Annotated in this window: 18 protein-coding genes; 12 read left to right on the top strand and 6 right to left on the bottom strand. The window is 65.0% G+C overall.

Annotated elements, in window-relative coordinates; genetic code table 11:
- Nucleotides 1-16: 16 nt before the first annotated feature.
- Nucleotides 17-685 (bottom strand): heme exporter protein CcmB, encoded by a 669-nt coding sequence (ccmB, locus tag XF30_RS02505; protein ID WP_109141827.1) that lies wholly within the window; start codon nt 683-685, stop codon nt 17-19.
- A gap of 127 nt (nt 686-812) precedes the next feature.
- Nucleotides 813-1,415: a heme ABC exporter ATP-binding protein CcmA gene (gene ccmA, locus XF30_RS02500; RefSeq protein WP_036008829.1), complete on the bottom strand. Its 603-nt coding sequence runs from the start codon at nt 1,413-1,415 to the stop codon at nt 813-815.
- Between the two features lie 241 nt (nt 1,416-1,656).
- Between ccmA and acnA the strand changes: the two genes are divergently transcribed.
- From acnA to XF30_RS02485, 3 genes are all read left to right on the top strand, one after another.
- Entirely contained in the window at nt 1,657-4,377 is a 2,721-nt protein-coding gene (acnA, locus tag XF30_RS02495) for an aconitate hydratase AcnA (RefSeq protein WP_036040732.1), read from the top strand.
- 231 nt (nt 4,378-4,608) lie between these two features.
- Entirely contained in the window at nt 4,609-5,385 is a 777-nt protein-coding gene (locus XF30_RS02490) for a DUF1223 domain-containing protein (protein WP_057026569.1), read from the top strand.
- 529 nt (nt 5,386-5,914) lie between these two features.
- On the top strand, nt 5,915-6,286 hold the full coding sequence (locus XF30_RS02485; protein ID WP_036008814.1) for a DUF2794 domain-containing protein: 372 nt from the start codon (nt 5,915-5,917) through the stop codon (nt 6,284-6,286).
- A gap of 130 nt (nt 6,287-6,416) precedes the next feature.
- Here XF30_RS02485 and XF30_RS02480 read toward each other — a convergent pair whose 3' ends face one another.
- From XF30_RS02480 to XF30_RS02465, 4 genes are all read right to left on the bottom strand, one after another.
- Nucleotides 6,417-6,947 carry a GNAT family N-acetyltransferase gene (locus tag XF30_RS02480; protein ID WP_036008811.1) on the bottom strand — a complete coding sequence of 177 codons (531 nt, stop codon included), beginning with the start codon at nt 6,945-6,947 and terminating at the stop codon, nt 6,417-6,419.
- Nucleotides 6,948-7,198: 251 nt separating this feature from the next.
- Entirely contained in the window at nt 7,199-7,990 is a 792-nt protein-coding gene (locus XF30_RS02475) for a Bax inhibitor-1/YccA family protein (RefSeq protein ID WP_036008808.1), read from the bottom strand.
- 280 nt (nt 7,991-8,270) lie between these two features.
- Nucleotides 8,271-10,838: an ABC transporter permease gene (locus XF30_RS02470; protein WP_109141826.1), complete on the bottom strand. Its 2,568-nt coding sequence runs from the start codon at nt 10,836-10,838 to the stop codon at nt 8,271-8,273.
- Entirely contained in the window at nt 10,835-11,554 is a 720-nt protein-coding gene (locus tag XF30_RS02465) for an ABC transporter ATP-binding protein (protein ID WP_109141825.1), read from the bottom strand. The genes XF30_RS02470 and XF30_RS02465 overlap by 4 nt, the downstream gene beginning before the upstream one ends.
- 55 nt (nt 11,555-11,609) lie before the next feature.
- Here XF30_RS02465 and XF30_RS02460 point away from each other — a divergent pair, with 55 nt between their 5' ends.
- The 9 genes from XF30_RS02460 to XF30_RS39065 form a co-directional block, all read left to right on the top strand.
- The gene (locus XF30_RS02460; RefSeq protein WP_036008792.1) at nt 11,610-12,245 is read left to right on the top strand and encodes an arylesterase; all 636 of its coding nucleotides are present in this window, start codon (nt 11,610-11,612) and stop codon (nt 12,243-12,245) included.
- A gap of 175 nt (nt 12,246-12,420) precedes the next feature.
- Nucleotides 12,421-12,957 (top strand): RNA 2',3'-cyclic phosphodiesterase, encoded by a 537-nt coding sequence (thpR, locus tag XF30_RS02455; protein ID WP_027572985.1) that lies wholly within the window; start codon nt 12,421-12,423, stop codon nt 12,955-12,957.
- 240 nt (nt 12,958-13,197) lie between these two features.
- The gene (gene zapE / locus XF30_RS02450; protein ID WP_036024610.1) at nt 13,198-14,385 is read left to right on the top strand and encodes a cell division protein ZapE; all 1,188 of its coding nucleotides are present in this window, start codon (nt 13,198-13,200) and stop codon (nt 14,383-14,385) included.
- A gap of 240 nt (nt 14,386-14,625) precedes the next feature.
- Nucleotides 14,626-15,594 carry a malate dehydrogenase gene (gene mdh, locus XF30_RS02445; RefSeq protein ID WP_025032846.1) on the top strand — a complete coding sequence of 323 codons (969 nt, stop codon included), beginning with the start codon at nt 14,626-14,628 and terminating at the stop codon, nt 15,592-15,594.
- Nucleotides 15,595-15,798: 204 nt separating this feature from the next.
- The gene (gene sucC / locus XF30_RS02440; protein ID WP_036008785.1) at nt 15,799-16,998 is read left to right on the top strand and encodes an ADP-forming succinate--CoA ligase subunit beta; all 1,200 of its coding nucleotides are present in this window, start codon (nt 15,799-15,801) and stop codon (nt 16,996-16,998) included.
- 4 nt (nt 16,999-17,002) lie between these two features.
- A complete protein-coding gene (locus XF30_RS02435) occupies nt 17,003-17,482 on the top strand; it encodes a DUF1579 family protein (RefSeq protein ID WP_036008783.1) in 480 nt (159 codons plus the stop codon).
- A 36-nt stretch (nt 17,483-17,518) separates the two neighbouring features.
- Nucleotides 17,519-18,403, top strand: a complete 885-nt coding sequence (sucD, locus tag XF30_RS02430; protein ID WP_109141824.1) for a succinate--CoA ligase subunit alpha — start codon at nt 17,519-17,521, stop codon at nt 18,401-18,403.
- A gap of 137 nt (nt 18,404-18,540) precedes the next feature.
- Nucleotides 18,541-21,498 carry a 2-oxoglutarate dehydrogenase E1 component gene (locus XF30_RS02425; protein ID WP_109141823.1) on the top strand — a complete coding sequence of 986 codons (2,958 nt, stop codon included), beginning with the start codon at nt 18,541-18,543 and terminating at the stop codon, nt 21,496-21,498.
- Nucleotides 21,499-21,661: 163 nt separating this feature from the next.
- On the top strand, nt 21,662-22,019 hold a 358-nt coding region (locus tag XF30_RS39065; protein WP_502696072.1), incomplete at its 3' end, for a biotin/lipoyl-containing protein.

Raw genomic sequence — 22,019 nt, 5'->3', positions numbered from 1 at the left:
GGTCGTCGAGCCCATCTCAGTCGAGGCCATGCCGCAGGCTTGCTGCGGCCGCGAACGGGCCGATCACGAGGCTGACCAGCGACAGTGCGCACAGGATCGAGAACGGCGCGCCGAAGGTCATGGGACCGACGATCACCGCCTGCGAGGCCGCAACGCCGAAAATCAGCACGGGAATCGACAGCGGCAGCACCAGCACCGCCATCAACAGCCCGCCGCGATGCAGCGTCACCGCCAGCGCCGCGCCGATCATGCCGGTGAAGGTCAGCGCCGGAGTGCCCGCCAGCAGCGTCAGCGCCACCGCGGCCGTGGCGATCATGTCGAGGTTGAGCAACAGGCCGAGCACGGGGGTTGCGACAATCAGCGGCAGGCCGGCGGCGAGCCAATGCGCCAGCGCCTTGGCGGCGCAGGCGAGTTCCAGCGGCGTCCGGCTCATCGTGATCAGGTCGAGCGAGCCGTCCTCATGGTCGGCCATGAACAGCCGGTCGAGGGTCAGCAGGCTGGCCAGGAGGGCGCCGAGCCAGAGGACCGCAGGTCCGAGCCGCGACAGCAGTGCCAGATCCGGTCCGACCGCGAACGGCATCAGCACCACCACGGTCAGGAAGAACAGCACCCCGATCAGCGCCCCGCCGCCGACGCGAAGCGCGATCCTGATGTCCCGGCGGATGAGGGCGGTGAGGGCGGTCATGAGAGGCTTCCAGCTTCTGGGAACGCATCCGACAGCCACAGGCACACTGCGCTCCCTTCCCCCTTGTGGGGGGAGGGAATGGAGAGAGCCGAGCCCGGCCGCTTGGAAAACTGAGGGTGCCTGAACTTCACGCCACACCCCCGATCCGCAGCTCCCGCGATTCGATCCCGAGCGGGGCATGCGTCGCCGCGACGATCATGCCGCCGCCGGCCAGATGCTCGCGCATCAGGCCGGCGAACATGTCCTGACCGGCGACATCAAGCGCATTGGTCGGCTCGTCCAGGAGCCAGACCGGGCGGCGGACCGTCAGCAGCCGCGCCAGCGAGAGCCGGCGGCGCTGTCCCGCGGACAGGAATCCGGCGGGCAGATGGATGGCGTGGTCGAGCCCCACCTTGGCAAGGCTCTCGACGGCATCGAAAAGCTCGCCGCCGAGAAAATCAGCCCAAAACGTCAGGTTTTCGGCCACGCTCAGCGCCGGCTTCAGGGCATCGCGATGGCCGAGATAGTGGCACTGCTCCGCCAGGGTCAGCTCACTATGGCCCCCCTCCAGCGCGATCGTCCCGCCGGCCGGAACGAGCAGGCCCGCGATCAGCCGCAGCAGCGAGGTCTTGCCCGATCCGTTGCGGCCGACCACAGCCACGGCCTCGCCCGACCCGGCCGCGAAATCGAGCCCGGCGAACACCTCGCGCCCGCCCCGCACGCATCTCAGCCCGTGACCTGACAGCCGCATGTCGCCTTGGTTCAGTCCGCTCACAGCCGGGCCTCAGGAAATCTTGGGGTAGCGCATGGGAATTTTTGGCTCGCGAATTGCTGCGGCACGATAGTGGCTGTGGCGGCGCGGTTAGAAAGCTTCTATAAGCCCGGAACTACTTGATGCAGCAACTCAACCTGCCCCTGCAAGCGGCCCAGCCTGATACGCTGACGGTGTTAAAATACCCTGCCGGGTATAACTAGCAATTGGGATCTCCTACATGACCTCGCTCGACAGCTTCAAATGCAAAAAGACTCTCAAGGTCGGCGCCAAGACCTATGTCTATTACAGCCTGCCCACCGCCGAGAAGAATGGTCTGAAGGGAATTTCGAAACTTCCCTACTCGATGAAGGTCCTGCTCGAGAATTTGCTGCGCAACGAGGATGGCCGCTCGGTCAAGAAGGAAGACATCGTCGCGGTGTCGAAATGGCTGCGCAAGAAGTCGCTGGAGCATGAGATCGCCTTCCGGCCGGCGCGGGTGCTGATGCAGGACTTCACCGGCGTGCCCGCGGTGGTCGACCTCGCCGCGATGCGCAACGCGATGCAGAAGCTCGGTGGCGAGCCTGAGAAGATCAACCCCTTGGTGCCCGTCGATCTCGTCATTGACCATTCCGTGATCGTGAACTTCTTCGGCGACAACAAGGCTTTCGGCAAGAACGTCACCGAGGAATACAAGCAGAACCAGGAGCGCTACGAGTTCCTGAAGTGGGGCCAGAAGGCGTTCTCGAACTTCTCCGTCGTGCCGCCCGGCACCGGCATCTGCCACCAGGTCAATCTCGAATATCTGGCCCAGACGGTCTGGACCAAGAAGGAGAAGATGACCGTCGGCAAGAAGACCGGCACCTTCGAGGTGGCCTATCCCGATTCGCTGGTCGGCACCGATTCGCACACCACCATGGTCAACGGCCTTGCCGTGCTCGGCTGGGGCGTCGGCGGCATCGAGGCGGAAGCCTGCATGCTCGGCCAGCCGCTGTCGATGCTGCTGCCCAACGTCGTCGGCTTCAAGCTGAAGGGCGCGCTGAAGGAAGGCGTCACCGCGACCGACCTCGTGCTCACCGTGACGCAGATGCTGCGCAAGCTCGGCGTGGTCGGCAAGTTCGTCGAGTTCTTTGGCCCCGGCCTCGACCACCTCTCGGTCGCCGACAAGGCGACGATCGCCAACATGGCGCCCGAATACGGCGCGACCTGCGGCTTCTTCCCGGTCGATGCCGCCGCGCTCGATTATCTCAAGACCTCCGGCCGTGCCTCGGCCCGCGTCGCGCTGGTGCAGGCCTATGCCAAGGCGCAGGGCCTGTTCCGCACGGCCAAGTCGCCCGACCCCGTGTTCACGGAAACGCTGACCCTCGACCTCGGCGACGTCGTGCCGTCGATGGCCGGCCCGAAGCGCCCCGAAGGCCGCATCGCGCTGCCCACCGTCGCGGACGGCTTCTCGCTCGCGCTCGCCAGCGAGTACAAGAAGGCCGAGGAGCCGGCCAAGCGCTTCCCCGTCGACGGCAAGAACTTCGACATCGGCCATGGCGACGTCGTGATCGCCGCGATCACCTCCTGCACCAACACCTCGAACCCGAGCGTCCTCATCGGCGCCGGCCTGCTCGCGCGCAATGCGGCTGCGAAGGGCCTCAAGGCCAAGCCGTGGGTGAAGACCTCGCTCGCCCCGGGCAGCCAGGTGGTCGCGGAATATCTCGCCAATTCCGGTCTGCAGCCCGATCTCGACAAAGTCGGATTCAACCTGGTCGGCTTCGGCTGCACCACCTGCATCGGCAATTCCGGTCCGCTGCCTGAGGAGATCTCGAAGTCGATCAACGACAACGGCGTCGTCGCGGCCGCCGTGCTCTCCGGCAACCGCAACTTCGAAGGCCGCGTTTCGCCGGATGTGCAGGCGAACTACCTGGCCTCGCCGCCGCTGGTGGTCGCCTACGCGCTCGCGGGCAGCGTCACCAAGAACCTCGCCACCGAGCCGCTCGGCGAGGGCAAGGACGGCAAGCCGGTGTACCTGAAGGACATCTGGCCGACGACCAAGGAGATCAACGCCTTCATGAAGAAGTTCGTGACCGCGTCGATCTTCAAGAAGAAGTATGCCGACGTGTTCAAGGGCGACACCAACTGGCGCAAGATCAAGACAGTCGAGAGTGAGACGTATCGCTGGAACATGTCTTCGACCTATGTGCAGAACCCGCCCTACTTCGAAGGCATGAAGAAGGAGCCGGAGCCGGTCACCGACATCGTCGAGGCGCGCATCCTCGCCATGTTCGGCGACAAGATCACCACCGACCACATCTCGCCGGCCGGCTCGATCAAGCTCACCTCGCCCGCCGGCAAATATCTCAGCGAGCACCAGGTGCGTCCGGCCGACTTCAACCAGTACGGCACGCGTCGCGGCAACCATGAAGTGATGATGCGCGGCACCTTCGCCAACATCCGCATCAAGAACTTCATGCTGAAGGGCGCGGACGGAAACATCCCCGAGGGCGGCCTGACCAAGCACTGGCCCGACGGCGAGCAGATGTCGATCTACGACGCCGCGATGAAGTACCAGGAAGAGAAGGTGCCGCTGGTGGTGTTCGCCGGTGCCGAGTATGGCAACGGCTCCTCGCGCGACTGGGCCGCCAAGGGCACGCGCCTGCTCGGCGTGCGCGCCGTGATCTGCCAGAGCTTCGAGCGCATCCACCGCTCCAACCTGGTCGGCATGGGCGTGCTGCCGCTGACCTTCGAGGAAGGCACCTCCTGGCAGTCGCTTGGGCTGAAGGGCGACGAGAAGGTGACCATCCGCGGCCTCGTCGGCGACCTCAAGCCGCGCCAGAAGCTGACCGCGGAGATCGTCTCCGGCGACGGTTCGCTGCAGCGCGTTTCGCTGCTCTGCCGCATCGATACGCTGGACGAGCTCGACTACTACCGCAACGGCGGCATCCTGCACTACGTGCTGCGCAAGCTCGCGGCGTAAACGCGGATTTGTGAATGATGGCTCACTGCGAAGTGAGTAGAAGCCTTAACGAAGGCGGCCTATCAAAGGCCGCCTTCGCGCGTTTGCGGTACGCTTCAGATGGGCCCGCCCGGCGGAAAACCTCCCTTTGGACGGTGGCCCGGATGGATGAATGTACCGCGCCCCGTAAGACTACGGTGACCATCCGGCGATAAGATTTCCCCCTGAGAGCAACGGTGTGCGGCGTTCGACATGACGACAATGACGGCTTCCCATCTGATTCCACGTTGGTCCGGCGCCCTCTGGTCGGGAGCTCTCGGCATATGTGCGATCATCGCCGTCATTCGTCCTGCCGAAGCTGAACCCCGCGCCGTCGTCGAATTGTTCACCTCGCAGGGCTGCTCCTCCTGCCCGCCCGCCGACCAGATCATCGGCGATCTCTCCAAGGACCCCTCCGTCATCGCGCTGAGCATGCCGATCGATTATTGGGACTATCTCGGCTGGAAGGACACGCTGGCGGATTCGCGCTTCTCTGCACGGCAGCGTGCCTATTCGCGCATGCGCGGCGACCGCGAGGTCTACACGCCGCAGGTCGTGGTCAACGGCTCCACCCATGTCATCGGCAGCGATCGCACCGGCATCGAGAACGCGATCGGCAAGACCGACAAGGGCACTGGCGTGATGAGCGTGCCGGTGACGATGTCGCTCTCGGGCAAGCAGATCAACGTGTCGGTCGCCGCAAGCAAGGAGCCCACGGTCTCGCGCGGCGAGGTCTGGATCTGCTCGATCGCGAAGTCGGTGCCGATCGCGATCACCCGCGGCGAGAACAAGGGGCAGCAGGTCACCTATCACAACGTGGTGCGCAGCCTGCTCAAGGTCGGCGACTGGACCGGCCGTCCGGAGAGCTGGACGGTGCCGATCGAGAACCTCACGCGCGACGGCGTCGACGGCGCGGTGGTCTACGTCCAGGACGGCAGCCGCGAGAGGCCGGGCCCGATGCTGGGTGCGGCCTACACGTCGCTGCATTGAAGCCGGCAGAACGTCTCAGCAATTGATGCTCGTCATTCCGGGGCGCGCCTCTTGGCGCGAACCCGGAATCCATTTCTCAGCTTGTGTGATGGTAAATGGATTCCGGGCTCGCGCTTCGCGCGCCCCGGAATGACGGCAGACCGGAAACATCTCGGCACAAACAAAAAAGGACCAACTTGCGTTGGCCCTCCTTGTCGTGCGTACAGACCCGATCCTATTCGACCCCGGGGGGCTGGGGGCTGAGGAATCCGGAACCGAAAGGACCGGGTCAACGCACGTCACCCTTTTCGCAGTGCAGGGCGGCAGGCGGTTGGCGGAAAAGCGGCGATACTATGATTCCTGCTAACGATCCCGTGACGGTTTGCCGCGACGGAGTTCCACCCTTGCGTGTGTCCTGATGCGACGCCGATTCGATGGGTCGAGCCCCTTGCGATGCGGAACGGTTGGCGCAATCATGCAATTGTCACGAACGCGGTTCCGGGACGATCTTGGCGGACGCGGGTAGCCGTGCGATGAGGAGGCGCTTCCCATGAGTCTGACGTCGGAGGATGCCGATCCGAGCGAGCAGCGCGCGGCGGCGCGTCCTGCCGCGGCGCATGCGCAGCCGAACCGGGTGACGTTCAACCGGCTCGAGCTGCACCGGATTCTCAATCTCTACGGCCGCATGGTCGCCGACGGCGAATGGCGCGACTATGCCATCGACTTCCTGAAGGACCGCGCCGTGTTCTCGGTCTATCGCCGCGCCTCGGAAGTGCCGATCTATCGCATCGAGAAGGACCCGCGCCTGGCGCGCAAGCAGGGCATGTACAGCGTGATCTCGGCGACCGGCCTGATCCTGCGTCGTGGCCACGAGCTCGAGCGGGTGCTGCTGGTGATCGATCGCAAACTGGCGGTGGTTTAGCCGAACCATCGATCGTCATTCCGGGGCGCGACGAAGTCGCTAGCCCGGAACCCATCCCTCCCTCCACCGCCCCTGCCGTTCAATGGATTCCGGGTTCGATGCTGTGCATCGCCCCGGAATGACGGATGAACTACTTCCCCGGCACCGTGCTTGCGCCCTCGCCGAGGTCGCGCTGCATCATCACGGTGTCCAGCCAGCGGCCGAATTTCAGCCCGACACTGGGATGCGTGCCGATCATCTTGAAGCCGCACCTTGTGTGCACGCCGATCGACCCGGCATTGGCGGAATCGCCGATGACAGCGATCATCTGGCGAAAGCCGCGCGCTTCGCATTCGACGATCAGCCGTTCCAGCAGCATTGAGCCGACGCCGCGGCGGTGGAAGGACGGATCGAGATAGATCGAGTTCTCCACCGTGAAGCGATAGGCGGGCCGCGGCCGGTAGGCGCCGGCATAGGCATAGCCGGCCACGCGGCCGTCCAGCATGGCGACGAAATAGGGATAGCCGCCGTCGATCAGCGCGCGATAGCGGCGCGTCATTTCCGAGAGGTCGGGCGGCTCCAGCTCGAACGTCGCCGTGCCCTCGCGGACGGCCTGCTGGTAGATGGCGGTGACGGCGGGGAGGTCGGCCTCGGTGGTGGGCCTGATATCGGGTGCGGACATGGGGGAAGGATAGAGCGTTCCCTGAGGGGCCGGAAGAGGCTGCGCTGCCTCCACACCCGTCATTGCGAGCGCAGCGAAGCAATCCAGAAATGCATCTGCGGAGGGGCTCTGGATTGCGTCGTCGAATCGGCGCAAAATTGCTGCGCAATTTTTTCGCGAGCTCCTCCGCAATGACGGGGAGAGGCCGTACCCTCAAAACAAAAACCCCGGCCTTTCGGCCGGGGTTCGTGTCCGTTCTCTCGTCTCAGAGCTTACTCGCGCTGGCCGAGGAGCTGCAGCAGCAGCGTGAACAGGTTGATGAAGTTCAGGTACAGCGACAGTGCGCCGGTGATGGCCGAACGCTCTGCGACGTCACCGCCGGCCGAGGCATAGCCGTAGATGTAGTCGTTCTTCAGCCGCTGGGTATCCCAGGCGGTCAGGCCCGAGAACACCAGCACGCCGACCACCGACACGATGAACTGCAGCATCGAGCTGGCCAGGAACAGGTTCACCAGGCTGGCGAGAACGATGCCGATCAGGCCCATGAACAGGAATGAGCCCATGCCGGTCAGGTCACGCTTGGTGGTGTAGCCGTAGAGGCTCAGCGCACCGAAGGTCGCCGCGGTGATGAAGAACACCCGCACGATCGAGGTGTGCGTGAACACCAGGAAGATCGACGACAGCGAGATGCCCATCAGCGCCGCGAACACCCAGAACAGGATCTGGGCGGTCGAGGGTGCCAGACGGTTGATGCCCGCCGAGATCACGAACACCATCGCGAGCGGCGCCAGGATGAACAGCCACTTCAGGGGGCTGACGAACATGGCGTAGCCGAACGGTGTCAGGAACACCTTGCCGACGCGGACGGCGTCCGCCGTCGGAACGTCGGTCACGGCGGCCATGTAGACGCCGAGCGCGGCAAGGCCGGTGATGGCCAGGCCAATGCTCATGTAGTTGTAGATGCGCAGCATATAGGCGCGCAGGCCGGCATCGACCGTCGCGGCGTCAACACGCCCGGCGGCCCTGCCGAAAGGAGAAGCGTAGTTACGGTCTAGGTCCGACATGGTCGAATTCCCGTTGGTTGGTCCGGTCCGGCACGAGGGTCGCCATGCCGCCGGTTCGTCAAATTCTATCTCGGAGACCGCCGCCAGCCGACTAAATTTTGGCTCACAATCGGGGCTCCGAACCCATCCGATATGTGGGAAACTAACACATTCGCCGCAACCTTCCACGCGCGGCTGAATGTCGCCCTCGGCGTCAATCCTGACGCGAAGCTGACCGGTAGCGTGGTTAATCGCCGAAACCGGGCCGATTCCGCCCGGCACGATCCGCCGCTACATTTTGTCACAAATTTCGCAACACCGTCGCCGGCTTTTTGTTCAATGCCAGCAGCGTGCCGGCAAGCCCGAGCCCGACGGTCACGACCAGCGCGGCGGCGACCACGCCGGCGGCGCTGCCGGCCTGCCAGACGAAGCTCAGCGTCATCAGCCGCGTCACGATCAGCCAGGCCGCGATGCTGCCCGCGATCACCCCGAACACCGCGGTGGCAAGGCCGATCAGCAGGTATTCGAGGGCATAGGCGCCGAGCAGCCGCAGCCGCGTCGCACCCAAGGTCTTGAGGATCACCGCATCATAGACGCGGTGGCGGTGGCCGGCGGCGAGCGCCCCGCCCAGCACCAGGATCGCCGAGATCAGCGTCACGGCGCTGGCGCCACGGATCGCCAGGGCCAGATTGGTGACCACGGAGCCGACCGTCTCCATCACCTCGCGCACGCGCACGCTCGTCACCATCGGATAGGCGTCGGCGACCTCCTTGATGATCTTGCCGTCGCCCGCCTTTCCGCCCGCTTCCGTCAGCGTCGCGATGTGGGTGTGCGGCGCGCCCTTGAAGGCGTTGGGGGAGAACACAAGGACGAAATTGATGCCGAGACCCTGCCAGTCGATCGTGCGCAAATTGCTGATCTTGGCCGGAATGTCGCGGCCGAGCACGTTGACCACCACCTCGTCGCCGAGCTTGAGGCCGAGCCCGTCGGCGATCTTCTTCTCCATCGAGACCAGCGGCGGGCCGGAATAATCGGCGCGCCACCATTCGCCCTCGACCACCTTGGAGCCCTTCGGCAGCTCGGCGGTGTAGGTCAGGCCGCGATCGCTCTGCAGCACCCATTCCGAATCCGTGGACGGCTTGAGCTCCTCGGCGCGCACCCCGCGCGCGGCGACGATGCGTCCGCGCAGCATCGGCACGTCTTCGATCCTGGCGCCGGGGGCGATCTGGCGCAGATAGCCATCGAACTGCTCGGCCTGCGCGCTCGGAATGTCGATGAAGAAGAACGATGGCGCCTGGTCGGGGAGCGCCGCCAGGAACTGCCGGCGCAGATTGCCGTCGATCTGGGTGATGGTGACGAGCACGGCGAGCCCTAGGCCCAGCGACAGCACGACGGACGGCGTCAGCGCGCCCGGCCGGTGGATGTTGGCGATCGCAAGCCGCAGCATCGGCAGCCGCGTGCGTGGCAGCCGTCGTGCGATCGTCATCAGCAGGGCGGCGATGCCGCGCAGCAAGGCGAACACGACCACTGAGGAGGCCACGAACACCGCGGCGATGCGCCTGTCGAACGACAGGCCGATCACGACCGTGATGAGGAGTGCGATCACGACGGCCATGAACACGAGATAGCTCGCGCGTGGCCGGTGCCATTCGGAGCTGATGGTGTCGCGGAACAGCGCGGCTACCGGCACGTCGTGCACGCGCGCGAGCGGCCACAGGCCGAAGGCGAGCGCGGTGAGGAGGCCGTAGAGGAAGGACAGCGCGAGCTCGTCGGTGTGCACGGCCGGCACCACCGGCAGCGGCAACAGCTTGCCGAACAGGCCAACGATCGCAAAGGGCATCGCCGCGCCGAGCGCCAGGCCGATCACGGACCCGATCGCGGCCAGCAGGACCACTTGCGCCAGGTAGATGCCGAACACGTCCCGGCCGGTGGCGCCGACGGCCTTGAAGGCGGCGATCACCTCGAGCTTGCGGTCGATGTGACTCTTCACGGCATTGGCGACGCCGACGCCGCCGACCAGCAGCGCGGCAAGGCCGACCAGCGTCAGGAACTGCGTGAAGCGGTTGATGTTGCGCTCGAGCTGCGGCGAGGCGTTGGAGCGGCTGCGGATCTCCCAGCCGGCCTGCGGCGCGGCGCTGCGCGCATCCGCGATGAAGGCTTCGGTGGCGCGCTCGTTGTTCGCGGCCTCCGGCAGCTTGACCCGGTAGACCCAGCGCACCAGGCTGCCGGGCTGGATCAGGCCGGTGGCGCGCAAGGCCGCCTCGCTGATCAGAAAGCGCGGCCCGAAGCCGATGCCGCCGGCGAGCTTGTCCGGCTCGGCCTCGACGGTGGAGCGGATCTGGAACGTTGCGGACCCGATCGTGACGCGGTCGCCGGTCTTGAGCGAGAGCCGCGCCAGCAGCGTCGGATCGGCGGCGGCACCGAACGCGCCGTCACGCTCGGCGAGCAGATCGGCCATCGGCAGCTTTGGTGCCAGCGTCAGCTGTCCCAGCATCGGATAGGTGTTATCGACCGCCTTCATCTCGACCAGCGCCAGCTTGCCGTCAGCCGAACGCGCCATGCCGCGCAAGGTCGCAGCCGCCGACAGCGTGCCGCGCGAGCGCAGGAACGCGACCTCTTCCGGCTTGGCCTCGCGCTGGAACAGCACGAAAGAGACGTCGCCTCCGAGCAGCGTGCGGCCTTCGCGCGCCAGACCGTCGCTCAGGCTCGCCGACACCGAGCCGACGCCGGCGATCGCCATCACGCCGAGTGCGATGCAGGCGATGAAGACATAGAAGCCGCGCAGGCCGCCGCGCAATTCGCGCAAGGCGTAGCGCAGCGACAGCGCGACGGCGTTGGGTTTCGCGAACGATTCGGCCACGGCGCTCATGCGGGCGCAGACTGCGTGTCGATGCGCCCGGAGCGCAGGCGGATGACGCGATCGCAGCGATGCGCGAGCGAGGAATCGTGCGTCACCAGCACCAAGGTCATGCCGCGCTCGGCGTGCTTGCTGAACAGCAGATCGACGATCTGCTTACCGGTGGTCTCGTCGAGATTGCCGGTCGGCTCGTCAGCGACCAGGATCGCGGGATCGGGTGCCAGCGCGCGGGCGAGCGCGACGCGCTGCTGCTCGCCGCCGGAGAGCTGCGTCGGATAATGATGCAGGCGGTCACCGAGCCCGACCGATTGCAGCTCCTCTGCCGCGCGCTTGGCGGCATCGGGGTTGCCGGCGAGTTCGAGCGGCACAGCAACGTTCTCCAGCGCCGTCATGGTCGGGATCAGGTGGAAGGACTGGAAGACGATGCCGACCTGGCGGCCGCGGAAGCGCGCCAGCGCGTCCTCGTCGAGGGCATTGAAAGGCGTGCCATTCACCACCACCTCTCCGCTATCAGGACGTTCCAGCCCCGCCATCACCATCAGCAGCGTGGATTTGCCCGAGCCTGACGGGCCGATCAGGCCGATCGCCTCGCTCCGGCCGACCCGCAGGCTGATATCCTTGAGGATGTGAACGCGTGCCGCGCCCGCGCCCAATGAGAGGTTGACGTTGGAGATGGCGATGGTGTCCGCGGTAGCGGCGAGCGAAGAGGGGTCGATGCGAGTGTCCATGGTCCGGTCATATGGCAAGTCCGCACGCGGGGTCGAGAGGCGTTACGGATTGTTCATGCACATAGCCGTGTTGATGCTCGCCGTCATGACGATGGCGAACCCCGCTTGGGCGGGTGCGACAAAACCGGTCAAGCTGGTCGTCCTCGGCGATTCCCTGAGCGCGGGCCTTGGCCTTCCGGCCCAGGAGGCGTTCCCCCAAAAGCTTCAAAAAGCCTTGCGGGCCAAAGGCATAGAGGTCGACATGACCAATGCCGGGGTGTCCGGCGACACCACCTCGGGCGGCCGCGACCGGCTCGACTGGTCGGTGCCCGATGGAACTGACGGTGTCATCGTCGAGCTCGGCGCCAATGACGCGCTGCGCGGCATCGATCCCGACGTGGCGCGCGCCGCGCTGACCGACATCGTCCAGCGGCTCAAGGCGCGAAAGATTGCGGTCATGCTCTGCGGCATGCTGGCGCCGCCGAATTACGGCGCCGAATACGCCGCGCGCTTCAATTCGATTTATCCGGATCTGGCGAAGACGTTCGACGTGCCGCTCTATCCGTTCTTCCTCGAAGGCGTCGCGGCCGAGGCCAAGCTCAACCAGGCCGACGGCATTCATCCGACCGCTGAAGGCGTCGACATCATCGTCGGCAGGATCATGCCCATGGTGGAGGCATTCATTGGCACGATCGCTGAGCAACGGCGTTGAAACCAGGCAGCGCTAACCCTAATTCCCAGGGTTTTACCGGGGTGAGGCGCGGTGTGCTTCGCAGAGTCACACAACTGCGATAGGAATCAGGGTACCGGTGATTCGTCGCCGGCTCTAATTTGGATATGGTTCTCGCTGTTCGAGCACCGTACCCAAGCATCGGGAGTGCGAAACGATGCCGCGTTTGTTCACGGGTCTGGAAATTCCGGCCGAAATCGGCCAGTCGCTTTCCAACTTGAGAGGTGGCCTCCCCGGCGCCCGCTGGATCGATCCCGAAAATTATCACGTCACCCTGCGCTTCATCGGCGACATTGACGGGGCTTCCGCCAACGAGATCGCTTCGATGCTGTTTCGCGTCGACCGCAAGCCGTTCGAGGTGAAGGTGCAGGGGCTCACCAGCTTCGGCGGCCGCAAGCCCCGCGCGGTGGTCGCCACGATTGCGCCGAGCAAGCCGCTGATGGAATTGCAGGCCGAGCTCGAGCGCATGATGCAGCGGATCGGCCTCGACCCGGAGGGACGCAAGTTCATTCCGCACGTCACGCTCGCGAGGCTGCACGATGCCTCCGACCGCGACGTCGCCGATTATCTCTCGCTGCGCGGCTATTTCCCGAGCAAGGCGTTCATGGCCGAACGCTTCGTGCTGTTCTCCTCGCGCGCGTCCACCGGCGGCGGCCCGTATGTGGTCGAGGATGCCTACGAGCTGTGTGAGTAATTTCTTTCTTAACCTCTCCCCGCTTGCGGGGAGAGGTCGGATCGCTCTCACGATCCGGGTGAGGGGGGACAGGTCTTTCGATGGATCTCATACGCGGATAGAGCCCCTCACCCCGACCCTCCCAGCGCGAGCGAAGCTCGTCGCGCCCCCGTAAGAACGGGGCGAGGGAGAAGAAACGCGCATACCTCTGACCCCATTTCACGGCTTGCAATTTCCGTCCGTCTCTGGCGGTAAAGAGCCATGCTCTCCACCCCAAATCCCTCATTCCGCGAGGCCTATCAGGCCGAGATCGCGTCCGGCGCGATCGAGCCGGATCCCGCGCAGGCCGAGGTCGCCGAGGCCTATGCGGCGCTGGACCTGCGGCTTTCGACCTACAAGCCCACCCGCAAGCAGGGCCTGCTCAGCCGCCTGTTCAGCTCTGGTGACAAGGACGAGGCGCCGCGCGGGCTTTACATCCACGGCGAGGTCGGCCGCGGCAAGACCATGCTGATGGACCTGTTCTTCCAGCACTCATCGGTCGAGCATAAGCGCCGCGCGCATTTCCACGAGTTCATGGCGGACGTGCACGAGCGCATCTACGATTATCGCCAGAGCATCGCGCGCGGCGAGATCGCCGACAGCGACGTCATCGCTCTGACGGCCAATGCGATCTTCGAGGAGAGCTGGCTGCTCTGCTTCGACGAATTCCACGTCACCGACATCGCGGACGCGATGATCCTGGGCCGCCTGTTCGCCAAATTGTTCGAGCTCGGCACCGTCGTGGTCGCGACCTCCAACGTCGCGCCCGACGATCTCTACAAGGGTGGCCTGAACCGCTCGCTGTTCCTGCCCTTCATCAAGCAGATCACCGACCACATGGACGTCGCGCGGCTCGATGCGCGCACCGACTTCCGCCTGGAGAAGCTGCAGGGCGTGCCGATGTGGCTGACACCGGCCGATGGCGATGCGGACGCCGCGCTCGATCGGGCCTGGAAGCGGATGACGGGCGGCGCCAAATGCCGCTCGCGTGACATTTCGATCAAGGGCCGCATTCTGCACGTGCCGTGCTCGGCCCATGGCGTGGCGCGATTCTCCTTCGCCGACCTCTGCGAGCAGCCGCTCGGTGCATCCGACTACCTCAGGCTGGCGCACGACTATCACACCCTCCTGGTCGACCATATTCCAGTGATGGACCTCTCCCAGCGCAACGCGGCCAAGCGCTTCATCACCCTGATCGATACGCTCTATGACAACGCCGTGAAGCTGATGGCCTCGGCCGACGCCAATCCGATCTCGCTCTACCTCGCGACCGATGGCACCGAGGCCATGGAGTTCAACCGGACCGCCTCGCGCCTGATCGAAATGAGCTCGGAATCCTATCTGGCGCTGCCTCACGGCCGCAAGGATTCCACCGCCAGCGGCTCGACCAAGGGCTTGGTGGAGACTTAAGTCCTATCCCCGCCGTCATTCCGGGGCGTCGCAAAGCGACGAGCCCGGAATCCATACTCCGGATGGTGGTTATGGATTCCGGGCTCGCGCTTCGCGCGCCCCGGAATGACGGCCGGGGTATGCTGGCTGCTATCTCGGCAAGCCCGACAATTGGGCATTGGGCGACTTGAACGGGGGAGACGAAAGGGATAACCACCCGTCTCAGTTTCCCCTCCTTACGTGTCTAAAGGACAGGTTCACATGGCGCGCGACAAGATTGCTTTGATTGGCTCCGGCCAGATCGGCGGAACGCTGGCTCACCTCATCGGCCTGAAAGAACTGGGCGACGTCGTGATGTTCGACATCGCCGAGGGCGTGCCGCAGGGCAAGGCGCTCGACATCGCGCAGTCCTCGCCGGTCGACGGCTTCGACGCCCACTACACCGGCGCGAACTCCTATGAGGCGCTCGACAACGCCAAGGTCTGCATCGTCACCGCCGGCGTGCCGCGCAAGCCCGGCATGAGCCGCGACGACCTCCTCTCCATCAACCTCAAGGTCATGGAGCAGGTCGGCGCCGGCATCAAGAAGTACGCCCCCGACGCCTTCGTCATCTGCATCACCAACCCGCTCGACGCCATGGTCTGGGCCCTGCAGAAGGCTTCGGGCCTGCCGCACAAGAAGGTCGTCGGCATGGCTGGCGTGCTGGATTCGGCCCGCTTCCGCTACTTCCTCGCCGACGAGTTCAACGTCTCGGTCGAGGACGTCACCGCCTTCGTGCTCGGCGGCCACGGCGACACCATGGTGCCGCTGGTGAAGTACTCCACCGTCGCCGGCATCCCGCTGCCCGACCTCGTCAAGATGGGCTGGACCTCACAGGCGCGCCTCGACGAGATCGTCGACCGCACCCGCAATGGCGGCGCCGAGATCGTCAACCTGCTCAAGACCGGCTCGGCCTTCTACGCCCCTGCCGCCTCCGCGATCGCGATGGCCGAGAGCTATCTGAAGGACAAGAAGCGCGTGCTGCCCTGCGCCGCCTATCTCAACGGCGAGTACAGCGTGAAGGACATGTATGTCGGCGTGCCCGTCGTGATCGGCGCCAAGGGCGTCGAGCGCGTGGTCGAGATCGAACTCGCCGGCAAGGACCGCGAGGCGTTTGACAAGTCGGTCGGTGCCGTGCAGGGCTTGGTCGATGCCTGCAAGAAGATCGCACCCGATCTTCTCGGCCGCTAAGGCAAAGCAATACCCGCCGAAGATCGAAACCCGGTCTTCGGCGGTTTCACTTCCGGACCCCGGCTGACCGGGGTGGGGTTCCGGTCTCGGCAGATCTCGATTGTCAAAGAATCCGGGTTGCAGTTCCTGTGGTATATGGTATGCCAGCCACAAGACTGAGGTGGGCCCATGAGGTCACCGCCCGCGGGTTCAGGGAGCGACCATATGAATATCCATGAATATCAGGCCAAAGCGCTGCTGCATGAATTCGGCGTTCCGATTTCGCGGGGCGTAGCGGTTCTCAAGGCCTCGGACTCCGACGCCGCCGCAAGACAGCTTCCCGGCCCGGTCTGGGTGGTGAAGAGCCAGATCCATGCCGGCGGGCGCGGCAAGGGCAAGTTCAAGGAAGCATCCGCCGGCGACAAAGGCGGCGTCCGCATCGCCAAGTCGGTGGAAGAGGTCAACGAATTCGCCAAGCAGATGCTGGGCGCGACGCTGGTCACCGTACAGACGGGACCTGCCGGCAAGCAGGTCAACCGCCTCTACATCGAGGACGGCTCCGACATCGACAAGGAATTCTACCTCTCGATCCTCGTCGACCGCGAGACCTCGCGCGTCTCCTTCGTGGTGTCGACCGAAGGCGGCGTCAACATCGAGGACGTCGCGCACAACACGCCGGAGAAGATCGTGACCTTCTCGGTCGATCCGGCGACCGGCATCATGGGCCATCACGGCCGCACGGTCGCGAAGGCGCTGAATCTGTCCGGCGACCTCGCCAAGCAGGCCGAGAAGCTCACCGCGCAGCTCTACGCGGCCTTCGTCGCCAAGGACATGTCGATGCTGGAGATCAATCCGCTGGTCGTGACCAAGCAGGGCGAGCTCCGCGTGCTCGATGCCAAGGTGTCCTTCGACGACAACGCCCTGTTCCGCCATCCCGAGATCGCGGTGTCGTTGCGCGATCTGACCGAGGAAGACGCCAAGGAAATCGAGGCGTCGAAATACGATCTCAACTACGTCACGCTCGACGGCAATATCGGCTGCATGGTCAACGGCGCCGGTCTCGCCATGGCGACGATGGACATCATCAAGCTCTACGGCATGGCGCCGGCCAACTTCCTCGACGTCGGCGGCAGCGCCAGCAAGGAGAAGGTCGCGGCCGCGTTCAAGATCATCACCGCCGATCCCAACGTGAAGGGCATCCTGGTCAACATCTTCGGCGGCATCATGAAGTGCGACGTGATCGCCGAGGGCGTCACGGCTGCGGTTCGCGAGGTCGGCCTCAGCGTGCCGCTGGTGGTCCGCCTCGAAGGCACCAATGTCGAGCTCGGCAAGAAGATCATCCGTGAATCCGGACTGAACGTGGTGCCCGCCGACAATCTCGACGACGCCGCGCAGAAGATCGTGAAGGCCGTCAAGGGAGGCTAACGCCATGGCCCAGGACCATCTCGCCGCATCATCTCCGCTCCCCGAGCATGCGCGCCTCGCCGCATTCGCCGGCGAATGGGATGGTGAGGAGATGGTCTTCCCGTCGCGCTGGACGGCGGGCGGGCCGGCGACCTCGCGCACCGTCGCGCGCATGGATCTCAACGGGTTCTATCTGATCCAGGACTCGATCCAGATGCGCGACGGCAAGCAGGTCTTCGCCACCCACGGCATCTTCACCTTCGACCGCGACGACCGGACCTACAAATTGTTCTGGTACGACTCGCTCGGCTACACGCCGCCTTCGCCCGCCTCAGGCGGGTGGGCCGGCAAGACCCTGACGCTGGTGCGCGGCTCGCTCCGCGGCAATGCGCGCCACGTCTACGAGATCATCAATGAGGATTCCTACTCGTTGAAGATTCAATTCTCGCCGGACGCGGAAGGCTGGTCCGACGTCCTCACCGGCGTCTACCGCCGCATCCACTGACCCACTCACTCTGTTAGTTTCGCGAAAGCAGACCTCATGTCCATCCTGATCGACAAGAACACCAAGGTCATCTGCCAGGGCTTCACCGGCAAGAACGGCACCTTCCACTCGGAGGCCGCGATCGCCTACGGCACCAAGATGGTCGGCGGCACCTCGCCGGGCAAAGGCGGCTCGACGCATCTGGGCCTGCCGGTGTTCGACACCGTGCGCGAGGCGCGTGAGAAGACCGGTGCCGACGCGTCGGTGATCTACGTGCCGCCGCCGGGCGCAGCCGACGCGATCTGCGAAGCCATCGACGCCGAGGTCCCGCTGATCGTCTGCATCACCGAGGGCATTCCTGTGATCGACATGGTTCGCGTCAAGCGCTCGCTGCTCGGCTCCAAGTCGCGCCTGATCGGGCCGAACTGCCCGGGCGTCATGACCGCCGGCGAGTGCAAGATCGGCATCATGCCCGCCAACATCTTCAAGACCGGCTCGGTCGGCATCGTCTCCCGCTCGGGCACGCTGACCTATGAAGCCGTGTTCCAGACCTCCCAGGAACGCCTCGGCCAGACCACCGCGGTCGGCATCGGCGGCGACCCGGTCAAGGGCACCGAGTTCATCGACGTGCTGGAGATGCTGCTCGCCGACCCCAAGACCGAATCGATCATCATGATCGGCGAGATCGGCGGTTCCGCCGAGGAGGACGCCGCCCAGTTCCTCAAGGACGAGGCCAAGCGCGGCCGCAAGAAGCCGATGGTCGGCTTCATCGCCGGCGTCACCGCCCCTCCCGGCCGCCGCATGGGTCATGCCGGCGCCATCATCTCCGGCGGCAAGGGCGATGCCGGTTCCAAGACCGAGGCGATGAAATCCGCAGGGATTACAGTGTCCCCGTCGCCCGCCCGCCTCGGCCACACGCTTGCCGAAAAGTTGAAAGGCTAATTCAGTTCTTCGTGCTTTTCCGGGCGAAGTTTCGCAGCAAATAGGGTAAAGGGTGCCTGTCGCGTCGAGCCCTGTCGGGGGAGCTCGGCGCCAGCGCCGTTTGTTATGCGCGAACCGAAATCGCCAGGAACTCAAGTATGTCTCGCCAGGACGCGAACGCAGCCTTTGCCCTGTCATCCTTTTTGCAGGGCACCAACGCCACCTACATCGACGAAATCTACGCCCGCTACCAGAAGGACCCGTCCTCGGTCGATGCCGAGTGGCAGGAGTTCTTCAAGAGCCTGAACGACGCGCCGGCTGACATCAGCAAGAACGCGGAAGGCCCGTCCTGGGAGCACGACAACTGGCCGCTGACCCCGAAGGACGATCTGACCTCCGCCCTCGACGGCAACTGGGCCGAGGTCGAGAAGACGGTCGGTGGCAAGATCGCCGCCAAGGCGCAGGCGAAGGGGGCCGACATCTCCTCCGCCGACCTGCTTCAGGCGACGCGCGATTCCGTCCGCGCCCTGATGCTGATCCGCTCCTACCGCATGCGCGGCCACTTCCACGCCAAGCTCGATCCGCTCGGCATCGAAGCCCAGCGTAACCGCGAAGAGCTCGATCCGCGCACCTACGGCTTCAGCGAAGCCGATTTCGACCGCAAGATCTTCCTCGATCACGTGCTCGGCCTCGAATACGGCACGTTGCGCGAGATCACCGCGATCTGCGAGCGCACCTACTGCCAGACGCTCGGCGTCGAGTTCATGCACATCAGCAACGCGGCGCAGAAGGCCTGGATCCAGGAGCGCATCGAGGGACCCGACAAGGAGATCTCGTTCACGCGCGAAGGCCGCAGGGCCATCCTGCAGAAGCTGATCGAAGCCGAGGGTTTCGAAAAGTTCTGCGACACCAAGTTCACCGGCACCAAGCGCTTCGGCCTCGACGGCGGTGAAGCCCTGATCCCCGCGCTCGAGCAGATCATCAAGCGCGGCGGCAATCTCGGCGTGAAGGAAATCGTGCTCGGCATGCCGCATCGCGGCCGCCTCAACGTGCTGACCCAGGTGTTGGGCAAGGCCCATCGCGCACTATTCCACGAGTTCAAGGGCGGCTCGGCCAATCCCGACGCGGTCGAAGGCTCCGGCGACGTCAAGTATCACCTCGGCGCCTCCTCGGACCGCGAGTTCGACGGCAACCGCATCCACCTGTCGCTGACCGCCAACCCCTCGCATCTCGAGATCGTCGATCCCGTCGTGCTCGGCAAGGTCCGCGCCAAGCAGGACCAGCACGGCGATCCCCCTGACATGCGCATCTCCGTGATGCCGCTCCTGATGCACGGCGACGCCGCGTTCGCCGGCCAGGGCGTGGTTGCTGAATGCTTCGGCCTGTCCGACCTGAAGGGCTACCGCACCGGCGGCTCCGTGCACTTCATCGTTAACAACCAGATCGGCTTCACCACCTATCCGCGCTACTCGCGCTCCTCGCCCTATCCGTCGGATGTGGCGAAGATGATCGATGCGCCGATCTTCCACGTCAACGGCGACGATCCGGAAGCCGTCGTGTTCGCGGCCAAGGTCGCGACCGAATTCCGGCAGAAGTTCCACAAGCCCGTCGTCATCGACATGTGGTGCTACCGCCGCTACGGCCACAATGAGGGCGATGAGCCGGCCTTCACCCAGCCGGTGATGTACAAGCGGATCGCCGCCCATCCCTCGACGCTGACGCTCTACTCCAAGCGCCTGATCGCGGAAGGCGTCGTCACCGAGGGCGAGGTCGACAAGCTGAAGGCGGACTGGCGCGCCCGGCTCGATGCCGAGTTCGAGGCCGGCACCTCCTACAAGCCGAACAAGGCCGACTGGCTCGACGGCAAGTGGGCGGGCTTCAAGATCGCCGACCAGGAAGAGGATGCGCGGCGCGGCGTCACCGGCGTCGACATCGCCACGCTGAAGGACATCGGTCGCAAGATCACCAAGGTGCCGGACGGTTTCCGCGTTCACCGCACCATTCAGCGCTTCCTCGATAACCGCGCCAAGGCGATCGAGAGCGGCAACGGCATCGACTGGGCGACCGGCGAGGCGCTGGCGTTCTGCTCGCTGCTCAACGAAAACCACCACGTCCGCCTGTCCGGACAGGATTCGGAACGCGGCACCTTCTCGCAGCGCCATTCGGTCCTGATCGATCAGGAGGACGAGAGCCGCTACACGCCGTTCAACCATCTCGGCCACGAGCAGGGCCATTACGAGGTCATCAACTCGCTGCTGTCGGAAGAAGCCGTGCTCGGTTTCGAATACGGCTATTCGCTCGCCGAGCCGAACACGCTGACGCTGTGGGAAGCCCAGTTCGGCGACTTCGCCAACGGCGCGCAGGTCGTGTTCGACCAGTTCATCTCCTCGGGCGAGCGCAAATGGCTGCGCATGTCCGGTCTGGTCTGCCTGTTGCCGCACGGCTATGAGGGCCAGGGGCCGGAGCACTCCTCGGCGCGCCTCGAGCGCTACTTGCAGATGTGCGCGGAAGACAACATGCAGGTGGTCTACCCGACCACGCCGGCGAACTACTTCCACGTGCTGCGCCGGCAGCTGCATCGCGAGATCCGCAAGCCGCTGATCATGATGACGCCGAAGTCGCTGCTGCGTCACAAGCGGGCGGTGTCGCGTCTCGACGAGCTCGCGAAGGGCACGACCTTCCACCGCATCCTCTATGATGACGCCCAGATGCTGCCGAACGAGGCGATCAAGCTCGTCCCCGACGAGAAGATCCGCCGCATCGTGCTGTGCTCCGGCAAGGTCTATTACGACCTCTACGAGGAGCGCGAGAAGCGCGGCATCGACGACATCTACCTGATGCGCGTCGAGCAGCTCTATCCGGTGCCGCTGAAGGCGCTGGTGGCCGAGCTGTCGCGCTTCAAGAAGGCCGAGATGGTGTGGTGCCAGGAAGAGCCCCGCAACATGGGGGCCTGGCACTTCATCGAGCCCTATCTGGAATGGGTGCTGAATCAGGTGAACGGCGCGAGCCGGCGTCCGCGTTATGTCGGCCGCGCCGCTTCCGCCGCGACCGCAACGGGTCTGATGTCCAAGCATCAGGCTCAGCTGAAGGCGTTCCTGGACGAAGCACTGAGCTGAGAAGTTTTTTTAGGACTCTGTCATGCCCCGCGAAGGCGGGGCATCCAGTACTCCGCGGCTTTCGTTCTGATCACGAAAGTCACGGCGTACTGGATTGCCCGTCTTCGCGGGCAATGACGTATGAATTCATGACCGCTACCTGCGATCCCTTGAGGAAGAGACCATGACTGAAATTCGTGTGCCGACGCTCGGCGAATCCGTCACCGAGGCCACCATCGGCCGCTGGTTCAAGAAGGCCGGCGACCCCGTCGCCGTCGACGAGCCCTTGGTGGAGCTCGAGACCGACAAGGTCACCATCGAAGTCCCCGCGCCGACCGCCGGCACGCTGAGCGAGATCATCGCTGCCGATGGTGCGACCGTTGCCGTGGGCGCGCTGCTCGGTCAGATCACCGATGGTGCCGGCGCAGCCAAGCCCGCCGCCGCGCCGGTCAAGGCTGCTGCGCCTGCCGCTGCTGCCGCTGCTCCGGCGGCGGCTCCCGCTGCCGCGAAGGCGCCGCCGGCCGATGCGCCGCTCGCGCCGT

Source organism: Bradyrhizobium sp. SUTN9-2, from assembly GCF_003122645.1.
GTDB classification, from domain to species: Bacteria; Pseudomonadota; Alphaproteobacteria; order Rhizobiales; family Xanthobacteraceae; genus Bradyrhizobium; species Bradyrhizobium yuanmingense.
This window is presented reverse-complemented; position numbering and strand designations above follow the sequence as displayed.